General features: G+C 57.8%; 12 protein-coding genes. All 12 read left to right on the top strand.

What is annotated here, in order from left to right; all coding sequences use genetic code 11:
* The first annotated feature begins 568 nt into the window (after positions 1–568).
* The 12 genes from LL947_RS12020 (at position 569) to adk (ending at position 20,963) form a co-directional block, all read left to right on the top strand.
* Positions 569–1,054, top strand: a complete 486-nt coding sequence (locus LL947_RS12020) for a hypothetical protein (RefSeq protein WP_499833335.1) — start codon at positions 569–571, stop codon at positions 1,052–1,054.
* Positions 1,055–1,224: 170 nt separating this feature from the next.
* Positions 1,225–4,149 carry a hypothetical protein gene (locus LL947_RS12015; protein ID WP_499833334.1) on the top strand — a complete coding sequence of 975 codons (2,925 nt, stop codon included), beginning with the start codon at positions 1,225–1,227 and terminating at the stop codon, positions 4,147–4,149.
* Between the two features lie 119 nt (positions 4,150–4,268).
* Positions 4,269–5,612 (top strand): COG1361 family protein, encoded by a 1,344-nt coding sequence (locus LL947_RS12010; protein ID WP_499833332.1) that lies wholly within the window; start codon positions 4,269–4,271, stop codon positions 5,610–5,612.
* Entirely contained in the window at positions 5,590–10,500 is a 4,911-nt protein-coding gene (locus tag LL947_RS12005; RefSeq protein WP_499833331.1) for a DUF11 domain-containing protein, read from the top strand. The genes LL947_RS12010 and LL947_RS12005 overlap by 23 nt, the downstream gene beginning before the upstream one ends.
* Positions 10,497–11,054 (top strand): OmpA family protein, encoded by a 558-nt coding sequence (locus tag LL947_RS12000; protein WP_499833330.1) that lies wholly within the window; start codon positions 10,497–10,499, stop codon positions 11,052–11,054. Before LL947_RS12005 ends, LL947_RS12000 begins: the two co-directional genes overlap by 4 nt.
* Before the next feature lie 4 nt (positions 11,055–11,058).
* Positions 11,059–13,953 carry a COG1470 family protein gene (locus LL947_RS11995; RefSeq protein ID WP_499833329.1) on the top strand — a complete coding sequence of 965 codons (2,895 nt, stop codon included), beginning with the start codon at positions 11,059–11,061 and terminating at the stop codon, positions 13,951–13,953.
* Positions 13,950–16,037, top strand: coding sequence for a hypothetical protein (locus tag LL947_RS11990; protein WP_499833328.1), 2,088 nt, complete (start codon positions 13,950–13,952; stop codon positions 16,035–16,037). Before LL947_RS11995 ends, LL947_RS11990 begins: the two co-directional genes overlap by 4 nt.
* A complete protein-coding gene (locus tag LL947_RS11985) occupies positions 16,028–16,162 on the top strand; it encodes a hypothetical protein (protein WP_499833327.1) in 135 nt (44 codons plus the stop codon). Before LL947_RS11990 ends, LL947_RS11985 begins: the two co-directional genes overlap by 10 nt.
* Before the next feature lie 112 nt (positions 16,163–16,274).
* Entirely contained in the window at positions 16,275–17,462 is a 1,188-nt protein-coding gene (locus tag LL947_RS11980; RefSeq protein ID WP_499833326.1) for an FIST signal transduction protein, read from the top strand.
* 164 nt (positions 17,463–17,626) lie between these two features.
* A complete protein-coding gene (locus LL947_RS11975) occupies positions 17,627–19,441 on the top strand; it encodes a hybrid sensor histidine kinase/response regulator (RefSeq protein WP_499833325.1) in 1,815 nt (604 codons plus the stop codon).
* Between the two features lie 18 nt (positions 19,442–19,459).
* Positions 19,460–20,074, top strand: coding sequence for a response regulator (locus tag LL947_RS11970; protein WP_290823926.1), 615 nt, complete (start codon positions 19,460–19,462; stop codon positions 20,072–20,074).
* A gap of 235 nt (positions 20,075–20,309) precedes the next feature.
* Positions 20,310–20,963, top strand: a complete 654-nt coding sequence (gene adk / locus LL947_RS11965) for an adenylate kinase (RefSeq protein ID WP_290823928.1) — start codon at positions 20,310–20,312, stop codon at positions 20,961–20,963.
* The last annotated feature ends 119 nt before the right edge of the window (positions 20,964–21,082 follow it).

Here is a 21,082-nt window from a genome sequence, read left to right as displayed (position 1 = left end):
AGCAAAGCCCCACTCCGGTGGGGCTTTTTTCTGCGCCAGATATACACCCGGCAGTAACAGCAGCGGCTGAACCCGGTATTGATTCAGAAGACTCAGTGCCGCAGGCCTATATAAATGTAAATTAAAATTTTCATTTATCGTTTCTCAATAAATACACTCACCGTTATACGACCTGTCCCTTCGGGTAGTTGGCTAATACCCGAACGCCATCCTTTGTCCTTTTTAGTTCTGATTTATCCTATCTTACCTTGGTAATTTTTATCAGTAAAAACCATCATGCAAATGCTCTAGGCAATACATACGAGCGCGGAAATATTGATGCTCAGAGAGTCTTTTATGTTATCCCGAAACAGCTCAATTGTTAAATAAAATAAAAATCAAAAAATTTACGTTAGTTGATTTTTTAGCTATTTGATTGGGCCTGATACTTGGCTCTTTATAGCGTTAGGCCGGCATTTTTTGTGAGGCATTAAACAATCACAGTGCCACTGAGTATTGCGTGTGTTTTGGCTCGTTTATTAAAACGCTGACACGACAATCGAGAACATTGAATACCGAGGTGATGTGCATGAAGTGCAAATTTTTAGGCAGCGCCCTGTTGAGTTCCCTGCTGCTTGCCACCGCTGCCTGGGCGCAGGAAACGCCACTTGAAAGCAGCCTGGAAAGCTACCTGGTGGTGGAAGAGGGCGGCGAGGAGCGGCTGATGCCGGCCGAGGAAGCCGGCCCGGGGGACACCATCGAATACCGCCTGCTGTTCACCAACGTCTCTGACCGCACGCTTTCCGGGCTGGTGGTGAACGGGCCGATCCCGGATAACACGCGCTACGTGGGTGACACGGATAACGCCAGCGTGGCGGCCGAGTTCACTGTCAGTGCTGGCGCTGGTGACGATTTTCAGAGCGAACCCTACACCCGTGTTGTAACAGACGAAAACGGTAATCAGCAGGAAGAGGTGGTGCCGCCGGAAGATTACACCCAGCTGCGCTGGGAACCGGTGGAAAGCATTGCCCCCGAGCAGACGCAAACCTACGTCTACCGCGTCGAGGTGGAATGAGGTATCCGCTGGTTAATGTTTATGGGGTAAGCCGGGCGGGTGTTCCCGGCGGCTTTATCCTCAACGTCCTCAGTAAACAGGAGCGCGATGATTCTTGAGTACCCAGGCCTGGGTAGCTTCACCAATCGCAACACTGCACTAACCCCAGATAACACATTCAGGAAAACATCATGAATCTACATTTCAGGAAAACGCCATTGGCGATGGTGGTCGCCGGGCTTGCTTTGGGGACCGTTGCCTCTGGCCAGGCCTGGGCGCAGCAGGCCAGGGCGCTCACCCCCGCCGGCACCGAGATCAACAATATCGCGACCGTCACCTACGAAGACGAGAACGGTAACACGTATTCGGCGCAGTCCAACGAATCTACCGTGACGGTGGCCAAAGTCTATGGTGCCACGCTGGAAGACGACAACGAGAAAACCGGCGCGCCGGGCACCACCGTCTACTTCCCGCACGTGCTGACCAACACCGGTAACACTGAAGATACCTTTACAATTGAGAGTCTTGAGGGTGTCAACGATGAAAACGGCCAGCCATACACCGTCTACGAAGACCTTAACGGCAACGGCCTTCCCGATGCCGGCGAGCCGGAAGTTACCGAGCTGACGCTGAGCGGCGGCGAGCGTGCCGATCTGGTGGTTGCCAAGCCGGTGCCGTCGAATGCCCCCGCTGGTGACACCATCGAATCAACGCTGACGGTAGTATCTGATGGAGGTGGCGATGTCGTCGATGAAGGCGATAACGGCGACGGCTTAGATGGCACCAACCAGGACACCGTGACCGTCACCGACGGCCCGGTCATTGTGCCAACCAAGCAGTCTGAAGTGAACGACGACGGCACCATCACCTACACCCTGACGGTGAAAAACACCGGCAGCGCCGCTGAAGATGTGGTGATTCTTGACACAATTCCAGCTAATGCGGAATTTGTAAGCGGTTCTGTAGAGTTAAATGGCCTGCTGTCAGGTACCGACCTTTACGACTCGTCCACCTTTACTAATTCTGCAGATATTGTGCCTATAAACACCATTGATGAACCTACCGGCATCGATATGAACGGTAACAACATTAATGGTGAAACGGATCAAGAAGGCTTTTTCTTCACTGACACCGAGATGGGCCCGGGCCTTGAAGTCTCGATCAAATTCACCGTCGAATTTGAAGAGGGCCTGGAAGCCGGTACGGAAGCCAATAACCGCTTCGTAGCGGGTGAAGATGGTGACGGAGACGGTGTTCCGGATGACCCGGAATCCTCCAATGAAACCAGCGACGAAGTCGAACAGACCTTTGGGCCTGATGCGTCTGATACCGGCGACAATACCGGCGATGATACTGGCACAGACGCTGATGGAGATAACGACCAGGCCAGAGTCAACGAAGCCGCGGCAGGTTCTACCGTTTCCTTTACCAACGTGATTACCAACAACGGTAACGGTGATGACACCTTTGAGCTGAGCATTGAAAACGACGCGGGTGCAGGCTACACCGGTTCTGAAGCGGTACCATCGCCTGCTGTGGCATTTCCTACAGGCACCACCTTTACCTTCTACAACGGTAACGACACCTCGCCGCTGACCGATACCAACGGCGACGGCAATGTCGATACGGGCAGCCTTGCAACGGGTGAATCACTGGAGATTACCGTTCGCGCCAAACTGCCTTCGGATGCCTCAGGGACAGGCGACTTTGTTGCGACCACGACGGTTACCTCGGCCAATGACCCCAGCGATTCGCCTGCTTCAGATCAAAAGCTGGAAGTATTGGGCAACATCACCGCTCCCAGCATCGATCTGGCCAACAGCTTTTCTTCAGAGTTAACTGGCTCTGACGATGCTGACGCGTATGACGATACGGCGCCAATCACCACAGAGTCAGCCGGTGTGGGCGATACCGTCACCTTCGATCTGTTTGCAGCCAATAACGGTGGCAGCTCGGATTCTTTCGTGCTGGAAGCGGACCTCCCCGAAGGCTGGAACGTTACCTTTAAGGAGCTCGGGGTTGATACCGATGCAGACGGTAATGTTGATAATGGCAGCAATGCGGGTGCAACTGTTACAGCCACGCCCTTGCTGCCAGCCGGTGCGGTTTATCACTATCAAGCAGAAGTCCAGATCTCCTCGGTCACCGATCAGGCTCTGGCTGACTTTGAAGGAACAGTAGAAGGTATTGACGCTACGGATGGTGGAGCCGATACCTCAATAAGCCCTTCTGATGGCGATGGCGACTACCCGGTTCGTTTTACGATCGAGTCCAACGCTACCAACCAGTCCGACCAAAAGCTGGACGCCGTCGATGTGGACAGCGAGCGCAATATTGCCGTCACCCCGAGCGGTGAAAACCAGGTCGAGCCCGGCGGCAGCGTGGAATATAGCCACGAGATTGCCAACCGCGGTAACACCACCGAAGACGTCACGCTGACCACCGAGAATGATGCGGACGGCTTTAGCAATAACACCCAGGTGTTTGTGGACACCACTGGAGACGGAACGCCTGATTCCTGGCAAAACATTGCCAATATTCCTGATGGCGACGTTTTTGTGCGCGCGCCGGATGGCACACCTGTTGAGGTCACTATCGATAACAGCGGCGCTGATACCGTTGTGACCCTGGAGCCAGGTGAGCGTCTGGATGTCAAGACCACTGTCTTCGCGCCGGCCAACGCCAGCCAGGGCGATAAGGATACTTATACCCTCACAGCCACCACAGCGGATGGCAGCATCAGTGATATTGCCACCGATACCACCGAAGTGATCACTGGCCAGGTGCGTCTGGAAAAGAGCGCCTACGTGAATACGGCCTGTGATTGTGGTTCGGAAATGCCCTACGACACTACCAGCACGAACTTTGCAGCCGAGCCTGAAGATCAGGTAGAGCCAGGGCAATGTGTGGTCTGGAACCTTGAAGCCCGCAACGAAGGCACCACGGAAGCGAAGAACGTGACCATCAACGACTCGGTCACTGAATTCACCACGCTGGTAGAGGCAGATGACTCAACCGTTACAGCTATTCAGAACGGTGATGATCTGACCTGGGAAATCGGTGACCTGGCCTCTGGTGCAAGCGCCAGTGCCCAGTTCTGCGTCAAGGTCGATTAACTCTTCACCCGTCAACCAAGGCCCTCCCCTCAGGGGAGGGCTTTCCAGGCCGCCGCGTGCGGCGGCCTGGAAAGCCCCAGGCTTAGCCTGCCGACCATTAGCACTCAGGGTAATCACGTATGATATTACCGCCTTTCCTGGTGACAGCCTTGATGGCCTTGATACTGATGGCCAGCAGCGCGTTGACACTGGCCCAGACGACCCCGGGAACGGTGCTGCGCAACCAGGCCGAGATGACCTACTTTGATCCGCTGGAAGGCGAGACGGTACGGGTGCTATCCAACGTCTCCAGCGTGGTAGTGGCCGAGCAGGTCAATCTGGCGCTGGATACGGACAAGCAGCGCCCTGGTGCCCCCGGTGAACGCATCAATTTCGAGCACACCCTGAGCAATACCGGGAACCTGCCGGATCAATACCGCCTGGTGCTGGACAACCTGGGCGACGATGACGGCGACCTCAACGGATTATCGGTGCATATCGATGTCAACGGCAACGGCCTGGCCGACCCGGGCGAGCCCGCGGTAGACAGCCTGCCCCGGTTACTCCCCGGGGAAAGCCTGGATCTGGTGATAACCGTCAGCGTGCCCGCTTCAGCAAACCTGGACGATGTCTTCAGGCTGAACCTGGAAGCGATCTCCGAGACCAGTGGTGATGTTGCCGATAGCGTTACCGACACCGTAACAATTCAGGACGGCGCCTCGATTGTGCTCAACAAGACCGCCAGCCAGGTGTGCTCGGCGCCGCTGGATGAAGGCCAGGTGTTCGGTTATCAGATTGCTTTCACCAATAACGGCAATGCCAACCCGCCAGCGCGCACTCTGCTGGTCGACGGCAATGCGGTAGGGGGGGTGGTGATCGAAGACGTCATTCCCCCCAACACCAGCCTGGTGCCCGGTAATGAGCCTTCCTATTCCCCCCGCCAGGGGGTGATGGTGGTGCGCGAGGCCGGCGCGGCCAGAGACGAATGGGTCACGTATGAGAACTGGAACGGTCGCTCGGCGCAACGCATCGGTCTGATTCTGCCGGCCGATCAGATGCGCCCCAACCAGTCCGGCGATTTTGCCTTTGACGTCACCGTTAACGAAGGTATCGCTGATGGCACCGTGCTGTTCAACCGCGCCACCATTGACTACCAGGGCGATACCCGGCCCAACGTCGAAAGTAACCAGGTATGTAACCAGGTGAACGGCAGTGTGAGGCCGGGCATCAGCTTTCAGCGGCCGTCCAATCAGGTGCTGCGCGACGGCGCCACGCCCGATCACGGCGACGATAACGACTTTATCGATACCGCCCTTTACTCACTGCCCGCTGAAGACAGCGATAAGGTGCTGGAAGACGGCGTGTATCTGCGCCTGACCGCTTCCCAGCTGAACCTGTCGGCCCACCGACCCCGAATATTTCCAGCAGACGCCGGACGGCGAGCGTCTGTTTACGCCCACCGTGCGTTCACAGCTCACCGGTGATGATGTTCGGGTGGTGGTCCAGGAGACCGCGCCCAACTCGGGGGTTTTCCGTAGCGTCTTCCCGCTGGTGCTGAGTGATACCCTGAAGGGCGATGGCCGTGTCTGCCCGGCAAATGCCGATAGGGGCACCCTGGCCCGCTATTCAGCCAGTACCACCAGCGATGATGCCATCCGCAACGCCTGTGTGTTGAACACGCAAGCCAATGATCGCCTTGATGTGTCCTATGACGTGCCCAGCATTGCCGCTGATGGCAGTGTTCTCAACACCACAACCGTTACCGACCGGGCAGCCGTCAACCCCTTTGGTAACGTCTTTGATGCCAGCACCGGCGAGCGGGTCAGCGGTGCCAAGGTCACTCTTTTCCAGTCACGCCAGCCTCTGGCGGAGAGTGCCGCCAGTAGCTGTAGCGACCTGAGCGAGAGTGACTTCCGCCGCGCCGTCAACCCGATCACCGATGAACGCCTGCGCGCCGATGTCACCGATACCCGTGGGCGTATCAGCCGTGTCGGCCGATACCAGTTCCCCAAGGCAGCGCCGGAATACTGCTATTACCTGGATGTCGACCCCCCGGAAGGCTATAACTTCCCCTCCGAGACAAGCACCGAGGCAGCCCGGCAGTTTTTCTCTAACGTCAAAGAAGGCTCTTATGGCCTCAGCGGGTTTGGCAATGCCGGCGGTTTGGCAGGCGCCTTCCTGCTCAGCGGTGCGAGTGCTTTCCTGGATATCCCCCTCGACCCCACTGACGCCCAGCTTGCCGGTAACCTGGTGGTGGAAAAGAGCGCGGATGAGGATATCGGGGCGGTAGGCGATGTCATTTCCTACAGCGTGGATATCACCAACAACTCGGATGACGCGCTGTTCAATGTGCTGATTGATGATACGCCGGCCTATGGGTTCCGCTATATTGCGGACAGCGCCTGGCTGGAAGTAGACGGCCAACGCATTGAAATCCCTGAGCCGCAGCGAGACCTGGGCAGCCAGATGACCTTCCGCCTGGCCCGGGATGACGCCGATAGCCTGCAGCCCTTTGTGCTCGAATCCGGCGCTAGCGTGACGCTCAACTATGCCATGCGGCTTTCGGCCGGTGCCGTGGACAGTGACGGCATCAACCGCGCCCTTGCCCAGGCCAACACCCGTTCCGGCTTTACCTATACCTCCAACCAGGATGAAGCCGAGGTAGAGGTGCGCAATGAGGGCGTTCTGTCTGACCGCGCCATCATCTTTGGCAAGGTCTACGTCGATAGCGACTGCAGCAACCAGCAGAGCGAAGGGGAATGGCCTATCGCCGGTGTCAAGCTTTACCTGCAGGACGGTTCCTGGGTGATTACCGACGAGAACGGCCAGTACAGCCTGTTTGACCGTCGGCCGGAACTGCACACCATCAAGGTCGACACCCTGACCCTGCCAGAAGGCGTTACCCTCAAACCGATTGATAACCGCCATGCGGCGGATGGCGAAAGCCGCTTTGTCGACCTGCGCGGCGGTGAGATGCACCGCGCGGATTTCGCGGCGGCCTGCCCCTCGCCTGAAGAAGCCGGTGATCTGCGTGACGCGCTCCAGCAGCGCATGGACCAGATTGACGGTGAATGGATGCTGGAGGATGCTGCCCGCTTTGACCCCTTGAGCCGGAATCAGCGCAGCCGCCGCCAGAACGATGCCGATGGCAGCGGTGACCTGGGCAGCGGCGTCTACACCGTGGGCGGCATGCTGGATAACCTCGACGACTACGAGCAGCGCTATCGGCAGCGCGCCGCTAGTAATGCCGAGCGGGTGCCTCAGCTGGACACTGTTGATGAACAGATGCCCGCGACCGAGGAGGTAGCCCCTGAGATTACCCGCCATCAGGCGGAAGCAGGTGAGTTCCTCTGGCCCCGGGATAACATCAGCAACGATGGCCGCTTGCAGGTCGTGGTACCCGGAGGCCTGACCCCCAGCCTGTTTGTTAACGGTGAAGACCTGGGCGATCAGTACCTGGGGGAACAGATTCTCAACCGTCGTGAGCGCGCGGCTGTCATCAGCTGGTACGGCGTGCCCCTGGAAGAAGGCACTAACCAGGTTGAAGTGAAAGCCAAGGATGCCTTCGGTAACGAGCGTGAACTGGCGGCAACCGAGATCATCCGCCCGGCGGGTGCCTTCTCGCTGGCGCTGAAAACCGCTGCCAGCACTCTGCCTGCCGACGGTGGCCGCTCCAGCGTGCCGGTGCAGGTGATCGTCAAGGATGCCAATGGCAATCTGGCCCGCGGCACCCACTTTGTCACGCTTGAGAACACCCGCGGTATCTGGCGGGAAGAAGACCTTCAGCCCGATAACCCCGGCTTCCAGGTACGCGTGCGCAACGGCGAGGCCCTGGTCAACCTGCGCAGCACCGAAAAGACCGGCCCCATTGATATCAAGGCCAGTCTCGATGACATGTCGTCAAGCACCGAGGTCGAGCAGATTGCGCCCATGCGGCCGCTGATTGCCACCGGCCTGATTCAGGGGCGTGAAACCTTCGGCCATACGAGCAGCAATGGCGAACGACCTACCTCACTGGCCAGTGACGCCCCGGTGGAAGGCACTGAGAAGCGCGCGGCCGCTTTCATCAAAGGCGGAATTCGTGGCGATATGCACCTTACCCTGGCCTACGACAGCGAAAACCAGCTCGATGAGGAAGATGAAATCCGTCGCGACCTCAACCCGGCCGATTACTACCCGATTGCCGGCGATGCCTCGGTGCGCGGCTATGATGCACGCAGCGCCAGCAAGCTTTACGCCAAGCTGGAAAAGGACCGCAACAGCCTGATGTGGGGCGACTACCTGACCGATTCCGGCGGTAATTATGATGACCTTGGCCGGGTGCAGCGTAACCTGACCGGTATCAATGCCGTGCTGGAAAATGACAGCACCCGCCTGCAACTGTTTGGTGCCGAGTCAGACTATGACCAGGTGTCCGAGGAAATCGACGGCAACGGCACCGCCATGCTGTTTACCCTGAGCAACCGCCCGCGGCGTGACTCCGAAACCCTGGAGCTGGTGGTGCGCGACCGCAACAATCCCGGGCTGACGCTCTCTACCCGCACGCTGCGGCGCAATGTGGATTACTCGATCAACTACTTCACCGGGGATATCCGCTTCTTTGATGTCATTCCGTCCTTTGACGATGACAACAACCCGGTGGTGATCCGCGCCAACTATGAGCTGGAAGACAGCAGTGACGAAACCAGCACCATTCTGGGCGCGCGATTGACCCATCAGTTTACCGACGAAATTGATGTCAGCGTCAGCTACACCGATGACGATCATGAGGAAACCGGCTTTGACCTGAGCAGCCTGACGGCGCGTTACAAGCTGGATGACCGCAATACGGTGTACGGCTCTGTGGCCAGCATGTCCAATCGCGAGGACGACAGCGAAGGCGATGCCATGAGCGTCGGGGTTCAGCGCCAGTGGGAAAACGGCGGCAGCACCGATGTGCGCTGGGCCAAGGCCGAGGAAGGCTTTTCCAACAGTGCCGGCGGCATCAGTGAAGGCCGTGAGGAAGCGCGCGTGGCGCATCGCCAGCCGATTACCTCCAACCTGGCGGCCAACATTGAAGCCATCCATTCCGATGATCTTGAATCTTCCGACAAGGAAACCAGTGTCGGCCTGATGGGCGAGCTGGATCTGGGCAAGACGCGGCTGATGGCCGGTGCAAGGCGCATCGAGCAGCAGGAAGACGACGAGACGGATCGTTTTACCACCGCCATTCTGGGCGCTGAGCGTAACCTGCGCCTTGGCGAACGGCCCCTGTCGCTCGGCGCCGAGTATGAACAGGCGCTGGAAGGCAGTGACCGCAAGCGCATAGCCGCGGATGCCGAGCTGGGGATAACCGATAACACCAGCGTCTATGCCCGCTATGACTTCAAGAACAGCCTGACCGGGATCAACCAGTTGAGCAGCGATACCCAGTCTGAGCGCCTGTCGGTGGGTACCCGTTCCAGCGTGACCCAGACAACCGATGTGTTTTCCGAGTACCGCCTGGAAGGCGCTCAGGACGGCCGGGATACTGCCGTGGCCAGCGGGGTCCGCTCAGACCTTGAAGTGACAGAGGGTGTGACCGTCAGCCCCTCCTTTGAATGGATCAATGCGGTGGATGGTGATGATGACCAGAACAGCACCGCGGTGTCGGTGGCAGTGGAAGACCTGCGCGATGAAAACCGCCGCACCCTGGCGCGGATTGAAACCCGCTTTGGCAATGACCGCACTTATTACGGCCTGAGCGCGGCGAATATCTGGCGTCTCAACCAGGACTGGTCCGGCGTGGTGCGTAATGATCTGCGCCTGCAGGATTTTGATGACAAGGAGCGCGATGGCGACAATATCGTCACCCTGGGCTTCGCCCGCCGTCCCTTGATGGATAACCGTCACCATACCCTTTTCATGTACAAGTGGAAGGAGAAGTGGGGCGGAGAAAGCGGCAACGACAGCACCGTTCACCTGCTGTCCAACCACCACAACTACCAGGCCCATGATGACCTGATTCTGTCCGGACGTCTGGGCGGCAAATGGCAGACCACCGAGCTGGATGCCTTCAGTGAATCCACCGAGGCCTACATCGCCGATGGCCGTATTATCTGGGATATCAACCGCCGCTTTGATCTTGACCTGCACGGCGGCGTGCTGGCCACAGAAGGCGGCGACGAGCTGCGCTACAGCTATGGTCTGGGTCTCAACGCCCTGGTGCGCCGCAACCTGCGCCTGGGCATTGGCTACAACGTCAGCGGTTTCACGGATGAAGACCTTGACCCGCAAGGCTATAACGCTGAAGGCCTGTATATCGGCTTTGAATTCAAGTTTGACGAAAATGATCTTGACTGGCTTGGCGCAACAGCCGCCGAACAGCGCAGTTATCTGGGAGAGTCGAAATGAGCAAGACACCATTGGCGGCCGTAATAGTGGCGTTGTTTAGCCTGACAGGGTGTGCCTCTACTGAATCCCTGTATGCGGAATATGATGCCTTTTGCACCACAGAACCGCACGTCGTGACCATTACGGAAGACAACACCCGGCAGTGGGAACCGGCGGTGTATTTCGGTTTTGATGAGGCAGCACTGAACGCTGCCCAGCGCCAGCGGCTCGACCATAACCTGGCGCTGCTGAAAGAGCACCCCGAACTGCAGTTGAGTGTCCGCGCCTTTACCGACCAGCGCGGTTCTCAGGCCTATAATCGCGAACTCTCCGAACGTCGCCGTCAGGCCGTGGTGGCGTATCTCACCGAGCAGGGCCTGGCGCCGTCGCGGATGCGCTCCACCCCGGCAGGCAAGCAGGCGCCGATACTCGACAGCATGGCGGTGGATGATCGCGTCATCAATCGCCGTGTCGAGATGCTGCTGCTTGATGCCCAGGGCCGCCCGCTGGTGTTGAGCCTGGACCCTGATGCCAGCGGCGGCGATACGTTTACCCCGCCCATACCGGTGGAGTGACCCAATGAAAGCCACGCACAAATTTTTTATTAGCGTTGGCCTGGCACTGGTGGTGCTGGGGGCTGCAACCGCTGGCCAGGCGGCTGCGCCGCAGGCAGGTACGATTATCAGCAACCAGGCGTCGGCCTCGTTCAAGAGCTGTCTGGATGATGCCTGTACCGAAACCGCCGAGGCGCAGTCGGTTACCTCCAACCTGGTGGAAACCGTGGTGCAGGCCGTACCGGCGTTCACCCTGGATACGGATCAGACAAAGCCCGCTGTCAGCGGTGAGCCGGTCAATTTCCCGCATACCCTGAGCAACACCGGTAACGTGGATGACACCTATCAGCTGTGTGTGGTGAATGTAAATGCTGACGTCAGCAGCTGGGCGCTGTACCCGGATGCCAATAATGACGGCCAACCGGATAGCGGTGACCCGCTGTTTGATAGCACTGACACCACTGACGATGGCAGTGGTAACTTCTGCTGGACAAGCTCAACGCGTGTCGTGGCGGCCGGTGAGCAGCTGGATTTCGTTATCGAAGCAACGCCGACAGGCACGGTTGGTCAAACATTGACTGCACTGGATATTAGCGCAGAAAGTAGCGAAGACCCTGGCCAGGTTGTATCCAACACCGACAGCGTCTTATTCCCGGATGGCCCGGTGTTTGATGTGGTCAAGTCGTTGAGTGAGAACCAGGGCGCTTCCCCCAGTGGTAATTACACCGTCACTCTGCGGTATCGCAATATCTCCAATCAGACGGCGACCAACCTGGTCATCGAGGATGAGCTGCCCACCGAGTACCGTGATCTCGAGGGCAATTTCACCACCGGTGATGCTGGCGGCATGACCTACGTGGCTGACTCCGCCCGCTGGAGCCTGGAGCCCACCACACCGCTGACCGATGATGATGACGGAACTCAGACCCTGGCAGGCGAGGCCATTGATTTCTGCGCCTACGATTCAGGGTCAACGGACTGTACGGACCTTGTCCGCGCCACCCTTGCCAGCGTGGCGCCGGGCGCTGAAGCGTCTCTGAGCTTTGAGGTCAGCATCGATGCTGACATCCCGGCCACCAGTGTGATTGCCAACACCGCCAGCTACGCCTACGAGAACCAAGACGGCGATTCGTTTGGCGAGTTTGATACCAACACGGCGCTGTTCACCATCACCGATATAGCCCAGAACCCCGGCGTGGTGGCCAACAATACACAGGCTGACAGCTCGCTTGGCTCAGACGACGCCTCCGACGCTGACAACGTGGTGGAAGTGGCATCGATAGGCCAGGGCGGCTCGGCGCAATTCGATAACATCATCTGGAACACCGGTGACGGTGTCGACAGCTTTGATATCGAGGTACAACCCGGCAATAACAGTGTCAGCTTTACCACCGAGTCATCGTTCCCGGACGGCACCGTCTTCCAGCTGCTACGCAGCGATGGCGCCACCCCACTGACCGATACCACCAGCAGCGGCACCCTGGACACCGGCCCGATCCCGGTGCCCGACAGCAGTGGCAACTGCCCGGCGCGCTTTGTCACTGATACGGCCAACAACGCCTGTGGTATCAAGGTGGTGCTCAAGGCCACTGTGCCACCGGATGCACTGGGCGGGCCCTTTGATGTCACCAAGGTGGCCACCTCCAATACCGATGCCAGCGTCAGCAATGCGGTAACTGACCGCCTGACAGCAATCTCCGAAAATTCGGTGGATATCACCAATGATGCAGAAGCTGACGGAAATGGCGGCGCCCCGGGTGAAGGCGCTGATCCTGCAAGTGGACCGATAAACACGAATAACGTAGCACCAGGCAATACCACCACCTTTAACCTCTTTATCAACAACACCGGCGCCCGCCAGGACAGCTACGCCCTGGCCTATAGCGACACACTTAGCCCCTTTGAGGCCAACCAGTTACCCGATGGCTGGCAGGTGGAATTCTTCAATGACGGCGGCAACGGCGACTGTTCTTCCCTGGGGCAGGCTATTTCCTCAACGGCACTGATCCCCAGGGGTGGCAGCCAGCAGGTGTGCGCCGAGGTGAGCGTGCCGGATGACGCCACCGGTGGCACCGAAGTCAGCGTTTACTTTCGTGCCCTCAGCCAGACCAGCGGCGCTGAAGACATCAAGCACGATCAGGTAGTGGTCAGTTCAGGCCCTGCCATCAGCCTGACGCCGGATCAGTTCGGCCAGGTAGAACCCGGCAGTGCCGTGGTGTATACCCACCAGGTGGCCAATACCGGCAATGTGCCGCTCACCCAGCTGGAGCTGTCGGCAACCCCGCTTGACGATGGCTGGTCAGTGGTGCTGTTTGAAGACACCGACGGCAACGGCGAGTGGAGCGCCGATGACACCCGCCTGAATGACGGCGATACCCTGGCCACCAACAGTGGCACAGAGGGAGAATTACTCCCCGGCGAAGAAGTGACAGTATTTGCACGCCTCTTCGCGCCCAGCGAGGTCCCCCTGGGTACGGTGAATATCAAGACCCTGGAAGTAGTTGCCGCAGAGGGTGTCAGCGACACCGCCACCGACACCACCACCGCCAACAACACCGATATCATCATCACCAAGCGCCAGGCCCCGGACACTGACTGCGACGGCCAGCCGGATTCAGGCAGCGAGTTTGAGTTTGTGTTTACCGGTTTTGAGGTGGCCCCGGGCGACTGTGTGGCCTACGAACTGGTGGCCACCAATCAGGGAGCCGCGACCATGAACAAGGTCACCATCAGCGACCGCACTCAGTCGTTTACGGTCTACAACGTCGCCACGGCAAACTGCATGGCCCCGACCGGCAGCTGTACTGATGAAATTGATGCCCCCGTGGACGGCGGCACTGGCCCCATTGATGTCAATGTGGGCTCCCTTGCTGCCGGTGAAAAGGCCACTTTGATATTTGGGTTAAAGGTGCGGAAATGAACGATCTTGATCAGGCGTCTTTGGTTGCAGGCCGGCGATCAGCCGGCATTCAGGGTCAGGGTGTATATGGCTTACGCTGCTGGGCATTATTGCCTGTGTTTGGCTTGCTGGCAGCCATGTTGAGTACCTCTGTGCCTGCCTATGGCCAGGCGTCGGTTCATGATGTTCAATTTGACGATAGGGTCAATTATCGCTATGGGTCGATCACTGACCGGTCTTTAATCAGAACTAATGAAAATGGGGAGGGGAATGGCCATCGAGAATTGCCCATCAGTAGCCGGGGTGATTTTGGCATTATTGATAGCGATGGATTGCCCACGGATAGTTGGGGTAGAACAGGCACACGGAACCTTACTCAGTTCAGACTTATTGACGATACTACGCGAAGGCGTGAAGTTCAGCGCAATGATGCCTGGATCCGCTTTGATCCGAACATTCCAGCGGGCGAGATGGTTGAAGTGCGTTTGAGTCCCGTGGGTGACGCGGTTGATCAAGTCTGGTGGGTGGTATCCGATGATCATGATAGAAGCAACTGGGTCGATCCTGTCAATCCCGGCATTACACCAGCGGATGACGATTTCGGTACCAACAGATTGCTCGGGGATCCAGCGTCAGACGATTTTCCTATCGGGGATGCGTCCTATCAATTTGGTGTCAATGAACCCTGGGTTCGCGCGGGTGACTCCAAGATTCAGGGCTATACCGCAGAAGTCACGGTGGGTGAGTGCGGCAATGCCTTTGTTATGGGCCATCGTGACCCTTGGGTTAGTTCCCGAGGGTACGTAATCGAGTACCGTCAAACAGGGGGCAGTTGGCAAATAATTGGGCCTGAAGATTTAAGCGCTGAAGACCCAACCACGCTGGGCTGTGAGGCACCGTCTCCACCCAGCGTGGATCTAACCACCCGGATTGGCGGCCGGGTATTCAATGATAATGGCCTGAACAGCACCACTGGCGGCACTGCCCACGATGGTGAGGTCAACGGTGATGAAGCCGGGCTGGGCGGGGTTGCGGTTAAAGCACTCGATAACACTGATGGTCAGTGCCGGCCTGATGCCGATGTACTGGCCGAGACCACGACCAACGGCGCCGGCGAGTGGTCCCTATCGTTAAGCGTCAACGATGAAGGGAAGGGTGCCTGTTTAGTGGCCGAGACGCCGGATGGTTTTCGCGCCATCAGTGAATCTGACGGCACCGCAGACAGTGATATTACCCTGAGCGCTCTCGACGATGCCGAGATGACCTTTACAGTGCCGGCCCCAGGCACCACCTGGGACGGTATCAACTTCGGCAAGGTCGGTTCTCCCCGGCTGGTGCCGGATAATCAGGGCAGCGTGACCCCCGGCAATGTCATTGATTACCGCCACCAGTTTACCGCCACCACTGCCGGCGAGGTGGCGTTCAGCCTGGCCAACCCGACCAGCACACCGGATAGCCCGGCCTGGAGCCAGCAGGTCCTCCGAGACCCGAGCTGCAGCGGTGAAGCGGATTTCAGCGCGCCGCTAACCGTTAATGTAGAGGCCGAAGAACAGCGGTGCCTGCTGGTTCGCGTCTTTGCCCCGGCCGATGCCCCCACTGGCGCCCAGCACAGCGTAGCGCTAACCGCGACCCAGACGCTGACGCTTGATGACAACAGCACCGTGACCGATAGCGTCGCGGTCACCGATATCACCCGGGTGCAAACCGGCCAGCTAGGCCTTGAAAAGCGCGTGCGTAATATTGGCGTAGATGGCGAACCAGACACTACAGATGATGGCGATAGCGACTTCCAAACCCGCAACCAAGGCGAGCCCTGCGACGTCTTGCGCTACGAGATCCGCTATACCAACACCGGTACCACGCCAATGGCCGATCTTGAGGTCAACGACGCTACCCCGGCTTTTACCTCCCTGGCAGCTCAGGCTGAGTGCCCCGCCAGCGTGGCTTTGCCCGGCAACCTGACCAGCTGCACCCTGGCCACCCCGGCTGGTACCAACGCTGTCGGCTATCAGGGCAGCGTGGCCTGGCAGTTCGACGGCCAGCTCGCCCCTGGGGCGCAGGGCACGATCAGCTATGATGTCAGGATTGAAGGCGCGTGTCACTGAACGTCACCCGTGGGGAAGGCCAAACGGTAAGGCTGGCGTTTGGCTTCATTCCGACCCCGATTACCGACCCCGATTACCTGCCCAAGATAGCCCAGCCGTTACGTACGGTATCTATCGGCCTTTAAGATTATCATTGTGTAACGCAACGTATATCCATTGGGATAGGTGGGTAATCCTTAATTGCGATCGCTGTCTTTTTTTATATTTGATAGTTTTAATCTATTTGGGGTCGTATAAATGAAAATCATCAGCATTCAGCCTGGTCCTGGAGCATCCAGCAAGGATTCTTTCCAGGGGTTGTTAGCAGAAATCGACAGGGCTGGCTGCGGTAAACCGGATTTTATGTCTGTTCACTACGGCGTAGGTCATCGTGCGTCTGATCTGCAGGCCATGATGACAACTGCCTTTCCGGCAACTGCCTTGCATGGTGGATCTTCCTGTCTGGGCGTCATGTCAAATCATTGCATGCCGCCCCTCGATGGTGAAGGTCTGGGTGCCCTGGCTATCTTTGACCCCTATGGCAGTTATGGTACCTCGGCGCAGTCTTTTGACGTCAGCCCTGATGTGGCTGCCCAGCAGGCGGCCCTCAACGCGCTCGAGATGGCGGGGCGTGCAGGGGAAGTGCCCGATATGGTCTGGCTGACAGTGACGGCAGGCAATGAAGAAGCCGTTCTGAAGGGCTTACGGTCAATGTTCGGCGATGACTTGCCCGTTTATGGCGGAACCGCAGCGGATAATGATATCAGCGGCCAGTGGTCGCTTTTTGGCCCGGGCGGAACCTGCCATAACGGCGTCGTGGTATCGGTGATGTTCCCTTCAGGCGGGATGTCTTCTTCCTACAACAGCGGTTATGCGCCGCTGGTAGAGCAGGGGACTGTGACACGTGTAGAGGGCCGTCGTCTGATCGAGATTGATGGCCAGCCTGCTGCAGCCGTGTATCATCAATGGACAGAAGGACGGGTGCCCATGGCGGGCGATACCCCCCTGTCGGTGCTGGCCGAGGCAACTTTTTGGCCGCTCGGGCGGGTAACCCATGAAGTGGCGGGCGTGCCGTTTCACCTCCTCGCGCATCCGGCCATTGCTCATCCGGACGGTAGCCTTGAGATGTTTGCTGATCTTGATGAAGGAGATCAGCTCTGGCAAATGCATGGATCCGCGCAAAGTCTGGTTTCCAGAGCATCACGAGTTACCAGCTTTGCGCGCGGTAACCTTGAGGCCGAACCCGCCGGCGCTCTGGTGGTGTTTTGTGGAGGATGTATGCTGGCTATCCAGGACCGCATGCATGAGGTGAAGGCAGGCATTGATGAAAGCCTGGAGGGCGTACCCTGGTTGGGCATTTTTACCTTTGGGGAGCAGGGGCAGCTTCCCAAGGGGCCTTCACGTCACGGAAATCTGATGATCTCCTGCACTGTTTTTGGGCATTGAGGCCTTGATTCATTCACGCAATAGCGTCATCAGCAGCAGGTTGTCATTCTTGTAAACCATTGTTAAATATTCATATTGGCTGTAGTGTTAACGAACGTTTCGTTAGGATTTATTTTGCTTTTTTTACGTTATCATCAGGCTATTCAATCTTGCCTGGATGTTTCATGTCTTCTCATCTGCCGACCCAAGGTGCTTTTTTAGAGACGCCTGACGCGCATCAGGATGGCGTGGAAACCGCAAAAGGCAACCCGCTTCAGCAGAGTCGTGAGCTCCAGCGGGTCAATCAGCGCCTGGTTGAGGAATCAGAGCTTTTAAGACTCGCACTCGCCGAAACTGATTCGTTGCGCCAACGTGAGGCGGCAGTCCTCAGAGAGCGCACCATACTGTTTGATGCCCTGACAGTCCTCAGTAATGCCCGCTCATCCTCTGCTGCGCTGCATGCGCTTCTGGTCAACCTCGGGTCCATCTATCAGGCTTGCCCTGCCTGCCTTTTAGTCGCCGCAGACACTGGGTTCCACGTTCAGGCATCTGCTGACGAAAAGTACCTGGGGCTGCACGTACCCCTTGTATCAGACGCCGTATGTCAAGCCCGGCGGATGGCATCATTGCAACCCCTGGGAACCTCTCCAGTATTGCCGGAAGAATTGCGGTGCTTGCGTTCACTCCTGATGGTGCCTCTGCCGCTGGCAGGCGTGTCCAATCGGTGTGCCCTCCTGCTGGGTGTCAAAGAGAGCGGGCATTTCTCTGCAAGCGACCTGAGAGTGGTCGAGCGTATTGCGGCACTGGCGCAGCCTATCCTCATGGGATTGCATGAAGTTGAAGAGCGTGAGCGCCTGCAACGCGAGCTTCAGGTCGCTCAGCGACGGGAAATGATCGGCCAGGTGGCGGCGGGGCTTGCGCATGATTTTAATAATCTGCTGGCGGCCATCGGTGGTAATGCCTCCCTGATCGGTAGCGATGTGCCTGCTGACAGTATGGCGGCCATCGGCGCGAGCAGAATTCAGGCTGGCGTTGATCAGGCCTGTGGCCTGGTGCGTCGGCTGCTCGCGCTGGGTGCCAGGCAGCCAGAGCGTAGCCTGATTGATCTGAACCTTCCCGTTCGCCAGGCGGCGGACCTGTTACAGGCTAACCTGCGTCCACCTCTGACGCTTGAGGTAAGGCTCTGCAAGGAAACGCTGGAAGTGCTGGCTGACCCTACGGATATCATGCAATTGCTGCTCAATCTGGGCATCAATGCCCGGGATGCCATGCAGGAACGCATGCAAGGAGTGATCACCCTGTCGCTGGGCGTGGCAACGGTGGATGATCTGGCTGGTGAATGCCTGATAGGCCAGCCGGACCCTGAACGACGCTATATGGCCCTGGGGGTGAAGGATCAGGGGCCGGGCATTGCCAAAGACAAGCTGGAGCTGGTTTTCAAGCGTTATGTGACGACCAAGGGCGATCAGGGAAGCGGTCTGGGGCTGGCCATTGTGGCGTCAATCGTGACGGCTAATCAGGCGGCCCTGAAAGTCGTCAGCACGCTGGGCGAAGGTTGCCATTTTCTTATTCTTTGGCCGGAGAAAGCAGCCGAGGAAAAGGCTCAGCGGCCATCCCCCGCTGCGCTATCCGGCAATCTGGCAGGGCGTTCCGTGCTGGTGGTGGATGATCAGCAGGCGGTGCTGACGGTGATCACTGAAATGCTTGAAGAAGCGGGCGCGGAAGTGGCGCCTACCAATGCCCCCGCTGATGTGGTCGAGGCCCTCAGGGATGATCCGGGTGTCTGGGACCTGGTGATCACTGATTATGACATGCCGGAGATGAGTGGCGACGAACTGGCCTGTCAGGTGCGTCAGCAAGCGCCCGGGTTGCCTGTGTTGCTGATTACCGCGCTAGCATCTATCCGGCCACTGTCGGGGAAAATGTTTGACGCATGTATTGAAAAACCGGTCAACAAGGAACGGCTGATAGGCACCGTTGAACGTCTTGTTAGCCGTTGAAAATAAGAGGCTGCAGCAATGCGAATTCTGATCGCTGATGATCATGACCTTCTCAGGGATACCCTTGAACTATGGTTCACTCGCGAAGGTATGGACATGACGTCCACCCGTGACCTGGAGCATGCCCTCAGGGTGATTGCCGAGGATGATACGTTTGATTTCATCATGCTGGATTATACCATGCGCGGGATGAATGGCCTGGAAGGTCTCAAGCGAGTGATCGACGCTGCAAAGGGTGCCAGAGTGGCGATCATGTCTGGCACTGCACCCAGGGATGTGGCTTTTGAGGCGTTGGAAATCGGCGCAGCTGGCTTTGTGCCCAAGACGTTGCCGGCACGCTCTCTGGTTAATGCGGTGCGTTTTATGGCCATGGGGGAACAGTATGTGCCTCATGACTTCATGACCGCCGAAGAGGAAGCGCCGCCGGAGCATCCACTGGTACAGCAGCTGACCCGCCGTGAACTCCAGGTGTTGGAAAAACTCTGCGACGGTTTGTCCAACAAGGAAATTGCCCGCGCGCTATCAATTGAAGAGCCTACCGTCAAACTGCATATGAAAACCCTTTATCGCAAGATTGGTGTGCAGAATCGTACCCAGGCAGCCTTGCTGGCCAAGGAGGCTGGCCTGTTCTGAGTGATGGGCTATCTTGAAGGTTGGCAATGCGATGCTGACAGGGTTCTGAGTGCCAGCTGAAAGGTCTGCGCCGGGTGAATAGGTAAGGCTTTCGGGGATAAGGCTTTTGGGGAGTTGTGCCCGGGAGGCGGCATCGGTATTGTCTTGCAACAATCGTTGGCTTGTTGCAATGCCGCCCTGGTATGCCTTGGCGTACGATCCAGATTTTGATTACCTATTATAAAGGAGTAGTTACATGCGTTTGATCCTGTTAGGCGCCCCGGGCGCAGGCAAGGGAACTCAGGCCCAGTTTATCTGTGAGCAATACAATATTCCGCAGATCTCTACCGGTGATATGCTGCGCGCGGCCATCAAGAATGGCAGCGAACTGGGTCTCAAGGTCAAGGAAATCATGAATACCGGCGGTCTGGTATCAGACGACATCATCATTGACCTGGTCAAGGAGCGCATTAGCCAGCCGGACTGTGAGAACGGCTTCCTGTTTGATGGTTTCCCCCGCACTATCCCCCAGGCGGATGCCATGAAAGAGGCGGGCGTCAAGCTTGATCACGTGCTGGAAATTGCCGTGCCGGATGAAGAGATCGTTAATCGCCTGGCAGGCCGTCGCGTTCACCCGGCGTCTGGTCGTGTCTACCATGTGGACTACAATCCCCCCAAGGAACCGGGCAAGGATGATGTGACCGGTGAAGCCCTGATCCAGCGTGAGGATGACCAGGAAAGCACGGTGCGTAACCGCCTGGCGGTCTATCATGAGCAGACGGCGCCTCTGGTGGATTACTATCAGCAGTGGGCCAAGGAAGACCCTGAGGCTGCGCCGGCCTATCACCGAGTGGAAGGCGTGGGTAGCGTCGATGACATTACTCGTCAGGTAAAGGAAGCGCTCTCCTGACAGACGTCATGATAACGTCGCCATGTTTGTGTTTTTTTTGATGGCTCGCCTTGTGCGAGCCATCGTCGTTTTGGGGTACGACGGCTATAATAAGGTCGTTATTGCTGATAGCGTCCATG

This window comes from Halomonas sp. BLK-85 (genome assembly GCF_044792155.1).
Lineage (GTDB): Bacteria > Pseudomonadota > Gammaproteobacteria > Pseudomonadales > Halomonadaceae > Vreelandella.
The sequence above is the reverse complement of the archived record's forward strand: the minus strand, read 5'-3'. Positions and strand labels throughout refer to the sequence as shown.

What these genes read in the sequence shown, in the direction of transcription:
- LL947_RS12020 (WP_499833335.1), top strand. Translation starts at nt 569, where the DNA reads ATGAAGTGCAAATTTTTAGGCAGCGCCCTGTTGAGTTCCCTGCTGCTT.
- LL947_RS12015 (WP_499833334.1), top strand. Translation starts at nt 1,225, where the DNA reads ATGAATCTACATTTCAGGAAAACGCCATTGGCGATGGTGGTCGCCGGG.
- LL947_RS12010 (WP_499833332.1), top strand. Translation starts at nt 4,269, where the DNA reads ATGATATTACCGCCTTTCCTGGTGACAGCCTTGATGGCCTTGATACTG.
- LL947_RS12000 (WP_499833330.1), top strand. Translation starts at nt 10,497, where the DNA reads ATGAGCAAGACACCATTGGCGGCCGTAATAGTGGCGTTGTTTAGCCTG.
- LL947_RS11995 (WP_499833329.1), top strand. Translation starts at nt 11,059, where the DNA reads ATGAAAGCCACGCACAAATTTTTTATTAGCGTTGGCCTGGCACTGGTG.
- LL947_RS11990 (WP_499833328.1), top strand. Translation starts at nt 13,950, where the DNA reads ATGAACGATCTTGATCAGGCGTCTTTGGTTGCAGGCCGGCGATCAGCC.
- LL947_RS11980 (WP_499833326.1), top strand. Translation starts at nt 16,275, where the DNA reads ATGAAAATCATCAGCATTCAGCCTGGTCCTGGAGCATCCAGCAAGGAT.
- LL947_RS11975 (WP_499833325.1), top strand. Translation starts at nt 17,627, where the DNA reads ATGTCTTCTCATCTGCCGACCCAAGGTGCTTTTTTAGAGACGCCTGAC.
- LL947_RS11970 (WP_290823926.1), top strand. Translation starts at nt 19,460, where the DNA reads ATGCGAATTCTGATCGCTGATGATCATGACCTTCTCAGGGATACCCTT.
- adk (WP_290823928.1), top strand. Translation starts at nt 20,310, where the DNA reads ATGCGTTTGATCCTGTTAGGCGCCCCGGGCGCAGGCAAGGGAACTCAG.